The organism is Caballeronia sp. RCC_10, from assembly GCF_041360715.1.
Lineage (GTDB): Bacteria > Pseudomonadota > Gammaproteobacteria > Burkholderiales > Burkholderiaceae > Caballeronia > Caballeronia grimmiae.
Genome location: NZ_JBFUPT010000002.1, coordinates 349696 through 363472 on the forward strand (window position 1 = coordinate 349696; position 13777 = coordinate 363472).

Sequence of the window (13777 nt, forward strand, 5' to 3'; positions counted from 1 at the left end):
GAGTCTATTCGATGAGCGATAGCGAAGCACTCGTCCTGGTGGAACGCGACGCATACGGCATACAAGGCGCGGTCAGGCTCACGATGAATCGTCCGCGTGCGTTCAACGCGTTGTCGGAGGCGATGCTCGATGCGATGGAGCGCGAACTGCAACGCATCGGCGAATCGGATGCGCGCGTCGTGGTGATCGCCGGCGAAGGGCGTGCGTTTTGCGCGGGTCACGATCTGAAGGAGATGCGCCAGGAGCCAGCGCTCGACTACTATCGCGAGCTCTTCGCACGTTGTTCCCGCATGATGCTGACGATACAGCGCATGCCGCAGCCGGTCATTGCGCGGGTGCATGGCATCGCGACGGCGGCGGGCTGTCAGCTCGTCGCGATGTGCGATCTGGCGGTTGCATCGGATGGGGCGCGGTTTGCGGTATCGGGCGTGAACGTGGGGCTTTTCTGCGCGACGCCGGGTGTGGCGCTTTCACGCAACGTATCGCGCAAGGCCGCATTCGAGATGCTCGTGACGGGCGATTTCATCGATGCGCAAACCGCGAAGGAACGCGGACTCGTGAATCGCGTGGCCGCGCCGGGCGAACTCGACGATGCCGTCCGCGCGCTCGTATCGAGCATCGCGGGCAAGCCGCGCGAAGCGGTTGCGGCGGGCAAGCGGCTTTTCTATCGGCAACTGGAAACGGGAATCGAATCGGCTTATGCGCTCGCATCGGAGACGATGGCCTGCAACATGATGGACGAGGCCACGCTCGAAGGCACGCAGGCGTTCATCGAGAAACGGCCGCCGCGCTGGTGAGCGTCGAATCATTCCGCATGCGTCACCGGATGCCGGTCGAGCCACGCGTTCTCTTCATCGCTGAACAACCTTGATCGCGTAAGAAAGCGCAGTCCGGTCGGACGTTCCAGCGAGAACATGCCGCCATTGCCCGGCACGCAATCGATGATGAGTTGCGTATGCCGCCAGTATTCGAACTGCGATTCGCTCATGTAGAACGGCATGCCCGCGATATCGCCAAGCCGCACGTCCGAGCCGCCGACGATGAACTCGCCCGCCGGAAAACACATCGGCGCGCTGCCGTCGCAGCATCCGCCGGATTGATGAAAGAGCACCGCGCCATGCTGCGCCGCGAGCGTGTCGATCAGCGCGATGGCGGCAGGCGTCGCGATCACGCGCGGAACGTCCTCGTTGTTTTCGTTCATTGCATGTCTCCGGGCCGCCCGGCGATGCGGCGGCCCTGCTTTCACGAAGGTTTAGAAGAAGCCCAGCGGCTTGTCGCTATAGCTGACGAGCAGGTTCTTCGTCTGCTGGTAGTGATCGAGCATCATCTTGTGGTTCTCGCGTCCGATGCCCGATTGCTTGTAGCCGCCGAACGCCGCGTGCGCCGGATATGCGTGATAGCAGTTGGTCCACACGCGCCCCGCCTGAATCGCGCGGCCGAAGCGATACGCCCGCGTGCCGTCGCGCGTCCATACGCCCGCGCCGAGGCCGTAGAGCGTGTCGTTGGCGATTTCGAGCGCCTCTTCCTCGTTTCTGAACGTCGTCACCGACACCACCGGCCCGAAGATTTCCTCCTGGAAGATACGCATCTTGTTGTGCCCGCGAAACACGGTCGGCTTCACGTAGTAGCCGTTCGCGAGTTCGCCATCAAGTGCATTGCGCTCGCCGCCGCTCAGGCATTCGGCGCCCTCCTGCTTGCCGAGATCGATATACGACAGGATTTTCTCGAGCTGCTCCTGCGATGCCTGCGCGCCGATCATCGTCCTGTTATCGAGCGGATGACCCTGCGTGATCGCCGCGACGCGCTTCAACGCGCGTTCCATGAAGCGCTCATAGATCGATTCCTCGATCAGCGCGCGCGACGGACACGTGCACACTTCGCCCTGATTGAGCGCGAACATCGCGAAGCCTTCGAGCGCCTTGTCGAAGAAGCTGTCGTCGGCGTTGAGCACATCGGCGAAAAAGATGTTCGGGCTCTTGCCGCCGAGTTCGAGCGTCACCGGTATCAGATTCTGGCTCGCGTACTGCATGATGAGGCGGCCCGTCGTGGTCTCGCCGGTGAACGCGATCTTCGCAATGCGCTTGTTCGACGCGAGCGGCTTGCCCGCCTCCAGCCCGAATCCGTTCACCACGTTGACGACGCCCGGCGGCAGCAGGTCCCCGATGAGTTCGACCAACACGAGCAGCGACGCCGGCGTTTGCTCGGCGGGCTTCAGCACGACGCAATTGCCCGCCGCCAGCGCGGGCGCGAGCTTCCATACCGCCATCAAAATGGGGAAATTCCACGGGATGATCTGCCCGACCACGCCGAGCGGCTCGTGAAAGTGATAGGCGACGGTGTCGTCGTCGATCTGCGAGATGGAGCCTTCCTGCGCACGCGCGGCGCTCGCGAAGTAGCGGAAATGATCGATCGCGAGCGGGATGTCCGCGGCCATCGTCTCGCGCAGCGGCTTGCCGTTATCGATCGATTCGGCCACCGCGAGCCGCGCGAGATTCGCTTCCATGCGCTCCGCGATTTTGATCAGCACGTTCGCGCGATCGGCCGCCGATGTCTTCGCCCATGCCGCCTTCGCGGCATGCGCGGCATCGAGCGCGGCTTCGATGTCAGCCTCGCGCGAACGCGGTATCGACGTGAACGGCTCGCCTGTGATCGGCGAGATGTTGTCGAAGTATTCGCCGCCTGCGGGAGGCGCCCACTTGCCGCCGATAAAGTTGCCGTACTGCTTCTTGTACGGATAATCCGTGCTCAGGAACTGCATCTCTGCATGATTCATCTATGTGCTCCTCACATGTCGATATGAACGGCCCGCGATCGATGTCATCTTCGCCCGCGCGACCGCATCTGCGAGTTCCATGCCATTGCGTACGCTAAGGCTCGAAGCGTTGACGGGCGGACGCTTGCGCTCCGTTTGCGCTCATGTGCGCCTGACGCTCGCTGTTCACATTCGCTACAGGTGCAACTCGCGCTGTAGCCCAACAGCACAGGGCTGGGGCAAACGCTTATGCCAGCACGGTTCATATTGCAAAGCGTTTCGCTCTTGTCTAAGGTCATGCGCAGCCGTCAGGCGTTGCGGCCGTCATGTGCCGGTTCATCGCATGTTCGACGCAACGCGAGGGCGGCCACGACAAAGCAAAGATGAGCGCGCCGGCAGTTCGACGACGATCGGCGCGCCACGGAGACCACGATGACCAGCATCAATCAAGGGGCCGCGCATGGCCCGCATGGCTTCTTTTCGAAGGAAGCGACCGTCGCCCGGCCCGGCTTCTCACGCTGGATGGTGCCGCCCGCCGCGCTCGCCGTGCATCTCTGCATCGGACAGGCGTATGCGTTCTCGGTGTTCAATGCGCCGCTGACGAAGATCATCGGCATCACGCAGTCCGCGCCGGATGACTGGTCGCTCACCACGCTCGGCTGGATTTTCTCGCTGGCTATCGTGTTTCTGGGGCTGTCGGCGGCGTTCGCGGGCAAGTGGCTCGAAAAGGTCGGCCCGCGCCGCACGATGTTCACTGCGGCATGCTGCTTCGGCGGCGGCTTCCTCGTCTCCGCGCTCGGCGTGTATCTGCATCAGATCGCGCTGCTCTATCTCGGCTATGGCGTGATCGGCGGCATCGGGCTCGGGCTCGGCTATGTATCGCCCGTATCGACGCTGATCCGCTGGTTCCCCGACCGCCGCGGCATGGCGACGGGCATGGCGATCATGGGCTTCGGCGGCGGCGCGATGATCGCGGCGCCCGGCTCCGTCGCGCTGATGAACTACTTCAAGAGCGCGACGAGCACCGGCGTGGCGGAGACCTTCGTCGTGCTCGGCGTCGTCTATTTCATCTCGATGACGATCGGTGCGCTCGCCATCCGCATTCCCCCCGCCGACTGGAAGCCCGCGGGATGGACGCCGCCTGTGACCGCGAACCGGATGATCACGAAGAACCACGTGCATATTGATCAGGCGCTCAAGACGCCGCAGTTCTATCTGCTGTGGCTCGTGCTGTTCCTGAACGTGACGGCGGGCATCGGCGTGCTGGGCCAGGCATCGGTGATGATCCAGGAGAGCTTCAAGGCGTCGATCACGGCGGGCGCGGCGGCGGGCTTCGTCGGGCTGCTCTCGCTCTTCAACATGGGCGGGCGCTTCGTGTGGGCGTCGGCATCGGACTGGATCGGCCGCAAGAACACGTACTTCGTCTTCTTCGTGCTGGGCGCGGTGCTCTACTATCTCGTGCCGCAATTTGCTAGGGCCGGCAACGTCGCGCTCTTCGTGGCCGCGTACTGCGTGATTCTGTCGATGTACGGCGGCGGCTTCGCCACCATCCCGGCTTATCTCGCGGACATGTTCGGCACCGCGTTCGTCGGCGGCATTCATGGACGGCTGCTGACCGCATGGGCCGCGGCGGGCATCGCGGGACCGGTGCTCGTCAACTATATCCGCGCGTACGAAGTGGCGCAGGGCGTCGCCAAGGCCGATGCCTACACGATGACGCTGCACATCATGGCGGTGCTGCTCGTCATCGGTTTCTTCTGCAATCTGCTCGTCAAGCGCGTGAACGAAAGGCATCACATGGACACGGCGGCGCAGACTGCCAGCTGACACTCGGGGACTTCAATGAATACGTCGAACAAGGGACTGCTGGTGCTGTTCTGGCTTTATGTGCTGATTCCGCTCGCGTGGGGCGTGACGAATACGCTGACGCAGGCAGTGAAGCTGTTCCATTGACGGACGCGGCGCACGCGCGGATGGCGATTCGCGCGAGGGCCGCTTCGGGCGCTCGGGCCGCCTCGCCCGTGACGCCAATGTTCGTCGATGGCCGCGCGGCCGCGTTGGCCGTCCTCCGAGCCGATCGACGAGCCGCAGCATGTGCATCGGCACGCCGGCTTCGTGCAGTACTTCCAGCGCGCTTCCCCTGTGAACCTTCGCACGCCCAGCGAAGCGCGTGCCCACCCTCCGCGCACTCAGGCACACGGCGTGCGTTCATCGGACGAGAACCGAACGTCCAATGAAGAACACGCCACCATGCGCAATCCCCCACGGCCCAAGCTGACTGGTTTCGACCAACGACAGGAACTCCTGACGGCGCGGCGCAACGCCAAAATGGCGCGCTCGACGCACGCTTACGTGCGCGGCAACACCGCTAAATTCTACGACTGGCTCGAACAGGCCGACATCCGCAGCCTGCCCGAAGGTCCCGCGATCTGGATCTGCGGCGACTGCCATACCGGCAATCTGGGGCCGGTCGCGGACGCGCATGGACGGATCGAAGTGCAGATTCGCGATCTGGATCAGACCGTCATCGGCAATCCGGTGCACGATCTGATCCGGCTCGGACTGTCGCTCGCGACCGCGGCACGCGGCTCCGCCTTGCCCGGCGTCACGACCATCAACATGATCGAAGCCCTGTTTCAGGGCTATGTGCTGGCGTTCGACCGCGACCACGCGTCCGCCGAGGACTGCCGCAAGCCCGAAGTGGTGCGCGTCGTGATGCGCGAAGCGGTGCGCCGCTCGTGGAAGCATCTGGCGCGCGAGCGTCTCGACGACACCCGCCCGACGATTCCCTTCGGCAGCCGCTTCTGGCCGGTGAGCAAGGACGAGCGTGCGGAAATCGACGCGCTCTTCGAGAAAGCGACGGTCGCGAATCTCGCGACGAGCCTGCGGCATCGCCCGAACACGGGACACGTCACCGTCCTCGACGCCGCGTTCTGGGTCAAGGGATGCAGCTCGCTCGGACGCCTCCGCTACGCGGTGCTGCTCGATGTCGACGGCGGCGTGGTCGAGGGCGACGATCTGTGCCTCATCGACATCAAGGAAGGCGTGAAGGCTGCTGCGCCGCGTTATCAGGGCGTCTCGATGCCGCGCGACCATGCCGAGCGCGTCGTCGCGGGGGCGCGCGCCTTGTCGCCGCACCTCGGCGAGCGCATGCTGGCCGCGACGCTGCAGGGACGGCCCGTGGTGCTGCGCGAGTTGCTGCCGCAAGACCTGAAGCTGGAAATCGAGCAGATTGGCGAGACCGAAGCGATGGAAGTCGCGCGCTATCTCGGGTTCATCGTCGGTCAGGCGCACGCGCGTCAGATGGACAAGGCGACGCGTCGCGGCTGGCTCGCCGAATTGCGGCGCGCGAAGACTCGCTCGATCGATGCGCCCCTGTGGCTGTGGAGCAGCATCGTCGAACTGGTCGGCAGTCACGAAGTCGGGTATCTGGAGCACTGCCGGCGCTATGCGCTGGCGGCGGCGTAAGCTCGGCGCGACGAGCCCGGCTCTGAACTGAGGCTGTTGCGCCGCTTCATGGCGAGTTGGACCGTGCTCGGCGTGATCGCCTTCGTCGCGTTCCTCGCGATCTTCCGGCTGAAGGTGACGAAAACGCGTTGAATCTAGGCCCCGCGCTGCACGGCGGCATCCGCTTGCGCCTGCTCCAGATGCCGCAGCAGCTTCGACACCATCCATACGACGGTGAATGCCAGCGCGACGAAGAACACCGCCAGCGGCGCCAGCACGTGCACCGACACGAAGCCGGCGAGCGCCATCATCGCCGATGAAACCAGCAGCAGCGCGCAGCCGAGAATCGCGCTCGTCAGCCCGGCGATATGCGGGAACAGCGAATTGCCCTTCGCCATCAGCGTCGGATACATCGCGCCGGCGCAGAAGCCCATCACGAGCACGGGCGTCGCGAGCGTCCATACGCGCAGGCCGACGCTCAACGCAAGCAGCAGCATCACGACCGATGCCGCCGCCATCCCGCAAGCCCCGATGCGCAGCCGCCGCTCCGCGCTCGGCAAGCGCGGACCATGCACGCGATTCGAGAGGCCGCCGAGAAAGTAGGTCAGGCCGATGCCGAGGGCGAGATAGCCAAAGTAAGTCGGCGGTTTCTGCAGCGTGTTCTGCACCATGAACGGACCGACGATGTTGAACACGAGCAGGATGCTGTAGCAGAGGCCTTGCGCGAGAAAACAGCTTTGGAACACCGGGCTCGACAGCACCTTCCCCGCGTTCGTCAGCAACGTGCGCGGCGCGAGGTGAACGGGTCGCGGCAAGGTCTCGCGATAGCGCCAGACGAGGCCCCACATCACGATCGAGTAAAGCAGCAGGAACACGAGGCACGACTTCCAGCCGAACAGCGTCTGCAAATGCGCGCCGATCACCGGTGCGACGATCGGCGCGAGGCCCCACGCGATCGACATATAGGTGAACGCGTGCATCAGCGCCTGGCCGGTGAAGGAATCGGTGATGATGGTCTTCGCGAGCAAATTGGTCGTCGCGATGCCGAAGCCCTGCATGCAGCGCGCGAGCAGGAAGGTTTCGAGATTGGTCGCGGCGAGCGAAAGCAGGCAGCCGAGCGTGTAGATCACCAGCCCGAACGCGAGCACGCGCTTGCGTCCATAGGCATCGGCGACGGGGCCGAAGATGAGTTGCCCGAGCGCATACGCCGCCATGTAGCCCGAGACGCTCGACTGGATCGCCTGCGGCGAGGTGGCGAAGTAACGCGCCATCGCGGGAAGCGCGGGCACATAGATGTCGATGGCGAACTGTCCGGCGGAAGCGAACAGGCATACGAGAAACAGCAGGAAACGCGGCGAATTCGATTCACGCGCGGCGGCAAAAGAGCGGTCGGGGTTGGCAGGGTTCATGAAGGCGGCGTTCGGGTGCGAACGCGTATTTTGCCTGTCATCGCGAGAAGCCGTGCGATCGTCCGCGAGCCGAACGCTCTACACTGCGATCTGATCAACGGAGCCGCCCATGCAATACGACCCGAACAACATCTTCGCCCGCATTCTTCGCGGTGAGTTGCCGTGCATCAAGTTGCGCGAGACGCAGCACACGCTCGCCTTCATGGATGTCATGCCGCAAGCGGACGGGCATGCGCTCGTCATTCCGAAAGAGTCCGCCGCGACCATCCACGAGGTATCCGATGCGGCGCTCGCCGAATGCATGCGCGAGGTGAAGCGCGTGGCCGCAGCGGTGCGCGATGCGTTGCAACCCGATGGCATGCTCATCGCGCAGTTCAACGGGGAGGCGGCCGGTCAGACCGTGCCGCACATCCACTTTCACATCATTCCGCGCTGGCGCGATGTGCCGCTCAGGCAGCATGGCCGCGTGCGCGCCGACGATGCGGCGCTCGAGGCGCTGGCCGGGCGCATCCGCCCGGCTCTGACCGTCTAGGTCTGCCGCACGATGCCGGATGCATCCGCGTCGCGCGTCGATCCTTTGGCGGGACGGCCCGCCCAATAGCCGGCCAGCATCGAGCCCGACAGGTTGTGCCACACGGAGAACAGCGCGCCGGGCAGCGCGGCGATCGGCGTGAAATACAGCTTGCCGAGCGTCGCGGCGAGACCGGAATTCTGCATGCCGACTTCGATCGCGAGCGTGCGGCAGACGGCTTCGTCGAAACCGAGCAGACGGCCGCCCCAATAGCCGCCCAACAGGCCGATGCCGTTATGCAGCACCACGCCTAGCGCGACCACCGCGCCCACCGACGCAATGCTCTTCTGCGTCCCGCCGACCACCGCCGCGATGATGAGCAGAATCGACACCATCGAGATGATCGGCAGCACGGGCTCGATCTTGCGCACGAACTTGCCGAACAGACGATTCACGATCAGCCCGACGATGATCGGCAGCGCGACGATCTGAAGAATGCTCATCAGCATGCCGTGCACGTCGACGGCAATCGACGCATCGACATAAAGGCGCGTGAGCAGCGGCGTCGCGAACACGCCCACGAGCGTCGACAACGCACTGATCGTGACGGACAGCGCGACGTCGCCGCGTGCGAGATAGATTATCACGTTCGACGCCGTGCCGCTCGCGACGCTGCCGACGAGCACCATGCCCGCCGTGAGATCGGGCGGCATGCGCAGCAGCTTCGCAATCACCCAGGCCGCGAGCGGCATCACGAGGTAATGCAGCACGATGCCCGCGATGACCGGTGCGGGGCGCGTGAAGACGCGGCGGAAATCGTCGATGGAAAGCGTGACGCCCATCGACAGCATGATGATGGTGAGCAGCGTCGTGACGTGCGGCGCAATGCCGGTCACGGAAGAAGGCGACAGATAGGCGGCGACTGAAACCAGCACGGCCCAGAGCGGAAAAAGACGGGTGATGCGGGCAAGCATTTGAAGCGTTCCTCGGAGGTCGTGTCGTGATGTGTGCGATGACGCGCGAGCCGGAAATGCTTACGGCTCGTGGTCGAAGAGAACTGCGAAAGGCTTGCCTTCGTGGGGCGCATGCCCGCCGTGGCGCCGGCGTGCGCGGATGGCGCACGGCGCGGCCCGGATGACGGCGGGCGTGGCATTTTACCGGCTGTGGCCGGCCAGAAGCGCCTCGGAGTCAGCGCACCGACTCGATCTTGCTCGCGCTCAAGTCCGTGGGGAAGCAGTGCGGATGCTCGAAGCCCATCGGCGATGCGCCCGTCGAATAGACGATGTTGTCCGTATTGCCCGGCCCTTGACCGGCGGGCACGCTGCCGAGCCCCGCGAGCTTGCGCATGCGGTACGCGATGGCATGATCGGCGCATGCGCTGTCGCCGCTCACGCCCAGGCCGCCGACCACCTTGCCGCCCGCATACAGCGCGACGCCGCCGCCGAACGTGATGACGCCTCCGAGCGTGCGCCCGATGCCGGTGCCCTGCTCGAGAAAGCGCGCATCGAATGGATTCGAATTGTTCAGCCCATACAGCGATCCGCCCGGTTGAGTCGCTGCATACAGGTTGGCGGTCGATAGCGCGAGCGCGTCGTTGCTGAAGCCGTTCGCGGTGTAGGCCTTCGCAATCGCGATCGCGCGGCTGCCCGGCCATGCGTCTCCGGTCTTGATGACGGAGCAGAGATGCCCCTGCCGATCCACGACGGCCGCCCACATGCGATTGGGCTTGAAGATGCCGCCGTTGCCATCGCTCATATTGACCACGGTATAAAGCTGTTTCTCGACCAGCGACACCGTGCCTTGAGGTAGGGTGCATCGTCCGGAGGGAGCGTCGTCGTTATCGTATGAATGAGCGTGAGCCAGCGGCGCAACCAAAGCGATGCAGAGTCCGGCAAACAACGAGTGACAAGCGACTTTACGCATGGCGATTCTCCCGATGTAAATACGATTTGACTACACGAGTGACGCGCGAAAATCGATCGTTGCCTAACAAGATAGGATGCCTTAGTTAATAGAACAAGCGCTTACCTGTACCGCGCGAACCCTCGGATATCTGAATGATTTGCGTATCCGCGCCAACCCAAAGGATTTCGTGTTTGTCGTTATACGAATCGAAAGGGCGCGTCGCGCTTTACTTGAGAACCGACGCCTCCACCGACGCCAGGTACGCGGCCAGCGCCCGCTTCACCTCACGCAAATAGCGCTTTGCGAGCTGAACGTCGCCCATTGCGGGCCGCAGCTTGATCGCAAGCGATCCGCTCGCGAGCGCACGCAAAATCTCCACGTACAGCGCGCGTTCCGCAGGCTTGACCTGCGGCATGCGCGCATCGACCACTTTTCGCAGCGTGCCGGCGTCACGCTTCTTGTTGTCGTCGTGCGGCATGACCGTCATCAGGATCAGGCAGTCGGGGTTCTGCTCCAGATACGTGATGTACGGCGTCATGAAGCGGTCGATCACCGCCTCGGACGACAGCCCGCGCCACGTGTCCATATCGATCTGGCCGAGCTCGTCGTCGATCTCGCCGGTGGCCGTCATGTGCCGGTCCCACAGCGCGCTCAACAGGCTCTCACGGTCCGGAAAGAAGTGATACATCGAGCCGATGGGCGTTTGCGCGCGCCGCGCGACGCCATGCATGGTCACGCCGGGCAAGCCCTTTTCGATGATCAGTTCCGCCGTCGCGTCCAGGACAGCCTCGATTCTTGCGCGGCCGCGCGCCTGCAAGGGAGAACGTGCGGCATTGACACGTTCGGCGTCGTGGCTTTCAGTGTCGCGGTCGTCGCGCTGCTTCGTCATCTTGTGTCCATGATCTGATCAAACTAGACGCTCGCGTCTACATTCGTGCATACTAGACGACATCGTCTAGTTTGGCGAGCGCAACTGCGTGCACCTTCGCACCGCGTGCGCCGCTTTCATCGAGCCGCCTTTCGCGCGCGCTCACGAATCTCCGGAGAAAACATGGCAGTTGCAGCGCCCACACAAGGCGGCGATTCCAATTCGGCTACTCGAGGCAAGCCCTCGCGGCGGCGCTTGATCATCATCGTCGGCATCGTCGCGGCCGTCGTCGCGCTCGCGTGGGGGCTTCGGTGGTGGACCGTCGGCCGCTTCGTCGAAAGCACGGATGACGCGTATTTGAAAGCCGACAGCGTCACCATCGCGCCGAAAGTGAGCGGCTATGTGACCGACGTCCTCGTCGAAGACAATCAGGCTGTAGCCGCCGGCGCGCCGCTCGCTCGCCTCGATACGCGGCAGTATCAGGCCTCGCTCGATCAGTCGAAGGCCACGCTGGACGCCCGCGCCGCCGACATTCAGCGCGCCGAAGCCGAACTCCGGCAGCAGCAGGCCAACGCCGACCAGGCGAAGGCGCAGGCCGAAGTCTCGCGCGTGAGTCTGCAACATGCGGAAGACGACGTGAGCCGTTATCGTCCGCTCGTCGCCACGGGCGCGGAAAGCGCCGAGCGTCTCGCCAGCCTCGTCAGCACGCGCGATCAGGCGCGCGCCACGCTCGCCGCGAATCAGGCCGCAGCGCGCTCCGCGGCCACGCAAATCGGGGCGACGCAAGCGCAGATCGTGCAGGCCCGCGCGCAAATGGAAGCGGCAGAAGCGCAATTGAACCAGTCGAAGCTCGACATGAACGACACCACGCTTTACAGCCCCCTCGCGGGACGTGTCGGCGATCGTTCGGTGCGCGTCGGCCAGTACGTGCAGCCCGGCACGCGGCTAATGACGGTCGTGCCGGTGCAGACGGTTTATCTCGAAGCCAACTTCAAGGAAACGCAGGTCGGCCGCATGCGCATCGGGCAACCGGCGACGCTGCACGTCGATGCGCTCAAGGGCACGGACCTGCATGGCGTCGTCGAGAGTTTTTCGCCCGGCACCGGCGCGCAATTCGCGCTGCTGCCGCCGGAAAATGCAACGGGCAACTTCACGAAGATCGTGCAGCGCGTGCCGGTGCGGATTCGCATCGATACCGGACCCGAAACGCGCAAGGTGCTGCTGCCGGGCCTGTCCGTGACCGTCGATGTCGATACGAAATCGGCCACAGACGAGAGCAAGCGCATCGCCGCAGAAAATCGCCATGACTGACGCGAACGCGCAAACCCGCGCGAGCGCCACCGACTGGATCGCCGTCACGGCGGGCGCGCTCGGCGCGCTGATGGCCACGCTCGACATCTCCATCACGAACTCCGCGCTTCCGCAGATTCAGGGCGAAATCGGCGCGACCGGCACCGAAGGCACATGGATTTCGACCGGCTATCTGATGTCCGAAATCGTGATGATTCCGCTTGCCGCGTGGCTCACCCGCGTGTTCGGGCTGCGCAACTTTCTGCTCGGCAATGCGGTGCTCTTCACGCTGTTCTCGATCATGTGCGGGCTGTCCAATTCCCTGCCGATGATGGTCGCGGGCCGCATCGGCCAGGGCTTCACCGGCGGCGCGATGATTCCAACCGCGCAGACCATCATCCGCACGCGCCTGCCGCGTCAGCAGATGCCCGTCGGCATGACCATCTTCGGGCTGATCGTGCTGCTCGGGCCGCTGCTCGGCCCGGTGCTCGGCGGCTGGCTCGCGGAAAACATCTCGTGGTCGTGGTGCTTCTTCATCAATCTGCCGGTGGGCATCGCGCTTGCCGTGCTGCTCGTCAGCGGCCTCCCGGCGGACAAGCCGCAATGGGAAGCGTTCTTCAAGGCCGACTGGATCGGCATTGCGGGGCTGGCGATCGGTCTCAGCTCGCTCACGGTCGTGCTCGAAGAAGGTCAGCGCAATCAATGGTTCGAGTCGCATGAAATCGTGATGCTGACGTGCGTCACCGTGTTCGGCTTCATGCTCATCGCGGTGTCGCAGTTCGTCGCGAAGCAGCCTATCGTGCGGCTGTCGCTGTTGCGCAATCCGCGCTATGCGAGCGTCATCTTCATCGTGTTCGCGGTCGGCGCGGGGCTTTATTGCGTGTCGTTCCTGCTGCCGCAGTTCTTGAGCATCGTCGCGGGCTATAACGCGTTCCAGTCCGGCTCGATCATGCTGATATCCGGCGTGCCCGCGTTTCTCATCATGCCCGTGCTGCCGCGTCTGCTCGGCAAGGTCGATTCACGCATACTCGTCATCTCCGGTTTGCTGTTCTTCGCGGCGAGCTGTCTGCTCGACATTTCGCTCACCGCGCAGAGCGTCGGTCACGACTTCTTCTGGTCGCAAATCTTGCGCGGCTTCGGGCAGATGCTCGCGATGATGCCGCTCAATCAGGCGTCGATGGCCGCGGTCTCGCGCGAGGAATCCGGCGATGCGGCCGGCCTCTACAACATGGCGCGCAATCTCGGCGGCTCCGTGGGCCTCGCGATCCTCGGCACGGTCATCGACCGGCGCAACGACTTTCACGGCGCGGCCATCCGTGAATCAGTGACAGCGAATTCGATCATCGGCCAGGAGCGCATCGCGGGCAGCGCGGCCAGTTTCTTTGCGCAGACCGGCGACATGGCGCACGCGAAGCTGCAGGCGCTCGGCCAACTGTCGATGCAGATCAGCCAGCAAGCCATCGTCATGACGTACTCCGAAACGTTCTATGTGCTTGCGATCGCGCTGCTTGCGTGCCTGCCGCTCGCGCTGTTGTTAAAGACGCCCAAGCCGCAACCCGGCGAAATGCCATCGGCCGGACACTGATGCAATGAAT

General features: G+C 64.1%; 13 protein-coding genes. 7 read left to right on the forward strand and 6 right to left on the reverse strand.

Annotated elements, in window-relative coordinates:
• Positions 1-11 precede the first annotated feature (11 nt).
• The gene (locus AB6804_RS06080; protein ID WP_370885685.1) at positions 12-797 is read left to right on the forward strand and encodes an enoyl-CoA hydratase; all 786 of its coding nucleotides are present in this window, start codon (positions 12-14) and stop codon (positions 795-797) included.
• Positions 798-805: 8 nt separating this feature from the next.
• Here AB6804_RS06080 and AB6804_RS06085 read toward each other — a convergent pair whose 3' ends face one another.
• Both AB6804_RS06085 and adh read right to left on the reverse strand, forming a co-directional pair.
• A complete protein-coding gene (locus AB6804_RS06085) occupies positions 806-1201 on the reverse strand; it encodes a DUF779 domain-containing protein (protein WP_370885686.1) in 396 nt (131 codons plus the stop codon).
• A gap of 51 nt (positions 1202-1252) precedes the next feature.
• On the reverse strand, positions 1253-2773 hold the full coding sequence (gene adh / locus AB6804_RS06090) for an aldehyde dehydrogenase (RefSeq protein WP_370885687.1): 1521 nt from the start codon (positions 2771-2773) through the stop codon (positions 1253-1255).
• Between the two features lie 411 nt (positions 2774-3184).
• Here adh and AB6804_RS06095 point away from each other — a divergent pair, with 411 nt between their 5' ends.
• From AB6804_RS06095 to AB6804_RS06105, 3 genes are all read left to right on the forward strand, one after another.
• Complete coding sequence (locus AB6804_RS06095) at positions 3185-4579, forward strand: OFA family MFS transporter (RefSeq protein WP_370885688.1); 1395 nt, start codon at positions 3185-3187, stop codon at positions 4577-4579.
• A 15-nt stretch (positions 4580-4594) separates the two neighbouring features.
• Positions 4595-4705 carry a hypothetical protein gene (locus AB6804_RS06100; protein WP_035965334.1) on the forward strand — a complete coding sequence of 37 codons (111 nt, stop codon included), beginning with the start codon at positions 4595-4597 and terminating at the stop codon, positions 4703-4705.
• Between the two features lie 297 nt (positions 4706-5002).
• Positions 5003-6220, forward strand: coding sequence for a DUF2252 domain-containing protein (locus AB6804_RS06105; protein WP_370885689.1), 1218 nt, complete (start codon positions 5003-5005; stop codon positions 6218-6220).
• A gap of 134 nt (positions 6221-6354) precedes the next feature.
• Here AB6804_RS06105 and AB6804_RS06110 read toward each other — a convergent pair whose 3' ends face one another.
• Complete coding sequence (locus tag AB6804_RS06110; RefSeq protein ID WP_370885690.1) at positions 6355-7608, reverse strand: multidrug effflux MFS transporter; 1254 nt, start codon at positions 7606-7608, stop codon at positions 6355-6357.
• Between the two features lie 109 nt (positions 7609-7717).
• Here AB6804_RS06110 and AB6804_RS06115 point away from each other — a divergent pair, with 109 nt between their 5' ends.
• Positions 7718-8140 carry an HIT family protein gene (locus AB6804_RS06115; protein ID WP_370885691.1) on the forward strand — a complete coding sequence of 141 codons (423 nt, stop codon included), beginning with the start codon at positions 7718-7720 and terminating at the stop codon, positions 8138-8140.
• Here the strand turns inward: AB6804_RS06115 and AB6804_RS06120 are convergent.
• The 3 genes from AB6804_RS06120 to AB6804_RS06130 form a co-directional block, all read right to left on the reverse strand.
• Positions 8137-9093, reverse strand: coding sequence for a bile acid:sodium symporter family protein (locus AB6804_RS06120; RefSeq protein ID WP_370885692.1), 957 nt, complete (start codon positions 9091-9093; stop codon positions 8137-8139). The genes AB6804_RS06115 and AB6804_RS06120 overlap by 4 nt on opposite strands.
• A 214-nt stretch (positions 9094-9307) precedes the next feature.
• Complete coding sequence (locus tag AB6804_RS06125) at positions 9308-9874, reverse strand: heme-binding protein (RefSeq protein WP_370885693.1); 567 nt, start codon at positions 9872-9874, stop codon at positions 9308-9310.
• Between the two features lie 376 nt (positions 9875-10250).
• On the reverse strand, positions 10251-10913 hold the full coding sequence (locus AB6804_RS06130; protein WP_370885694.1) for a TetR/AcrR family transcriptional regulator: 663 nt from the start codon (positions 10911-10913) through the stop codon (positions 10251-10253).
• 162 nt (positions 10914-11075) lie between these two features.
• On the opposite strand from AB6804_RS06130, the gene AB6804_RS06135 reads away from it, so the two are divergent.
• Positions 11076-12203, forward strand: coding sequence for an HlyD family secretion protein (locus tag AB6804_RS06135; protein ID WP_370885695.1), 1128 nt, complete (start codon positions 11076-11078; stop codon positions 12201-12203).
• Positions 12196-13767, forward strand: coding sequence for an MDR family MFS transporter (locus tag AB6804_RS06140; RefSeq protein ID WP_370885696.1), 1572 nt, complete (start codon positions 12196-12198; stop codon positions 13765-13767). The genes AB6804_RS06135 and AB6804_RS06140 overlap by 8 nt, the downstream gene beginning before the upstream one ends.
• The last annotated feature ends 10 nt before the right edge of the window (positions 13768-13777 follow it).

Bases quoted from the DNA above. Each gene is read 5' to 3' on its own strand.
- AB6804_RS06140 (WP_370885696.1), top strand. From the start codon at position 12,196: ATGACTGACGCGAACGCGCAAACCCGCGCGAGCGCCACCGACTGGATC.
- AB6804_RS06095 (WP_370885688.1), top strand. From the start codon at position 3,185: ATGACCAGCATCAATCAAGGGGCCGCGCATGGCCCGCATGGCTTCTTT.
- adh (WP_370885687.1), bottom strand. From the start codon at position 2,773: ATGAATCATGCAGAGATGCAGTTCCTGAGCACGGATTATCCGTACAAG.
- AB6804_RS06130 (WP_370885694.1), bottom strand. From the start codon at position 10,913: ATGACGAAGCAGCGCGACGACCGCGACACTGAAAGCCACGACGCCGAA.
- AB6804_RS06115 (WP_370885691.1), top strand. From the start codon at position 7,718: ATGCAATACGACCCGAACAACATCTTCGCCCGCATTCTTCGCGGTGAG.
- AB6804_RS06085 (WP_370885686.1), bottom strand. From the start codon at position 1,201: ATGAACGAAAACAACGAGGACGTTCCGCGCGTGATCGCGACGCCTGCC.
- AB6804_RS06080 (WP_370885685.1), top strand. From the start codon at position 12: ATGAGCGATAGCGAAGCACTCGTCCTGGTGGAACGCGACGCATACGGC.
- AB6804_RS06110 (WP_370885690.1), bottom strand. From the start codon at position 7,608: ATGAACCCTGCCAACCCCGACCGCTCTTTTGCCGCCGCGCGTGAATCG.
- AB6804_RS06100 (WP_035965334.1), top strand. From the start codon at position 4,595: ATGAATACGTCGAACAAGGGACTGCTGGTGCTGTTCTGGCTTTATGTG.
- AB6804_RS06125 (WP_370885693.1), bottom strand. From the start codon at position 9,874: ATGAGCGATGGCAACGGCGGCATCTTCAAGCCCAATCGCATGTGGGCG.
- AB6804_RS06135 (WP_370885695.1), top strand. From the start codon at position 11,076: ATGGCAGTTGCAGCGCCCACACAAGGCGGCGATTCCAATTCGGCTACT.
- AB6804_RS06105 (WP_370885689.1), top strand. From the start codon at position 5,003: ATGCGCAATCCCCCACGGCCCAAGCTGACTGGTTTCGACCAACGACAG.
- AB6804_RS06120 (WP_370885692.1), bottom strand. From the start codon at position 9,093: ATGCTTGCCCGCATCACCCGTCTTTTTCCGCTCTGGGCCGTGCTGGTT.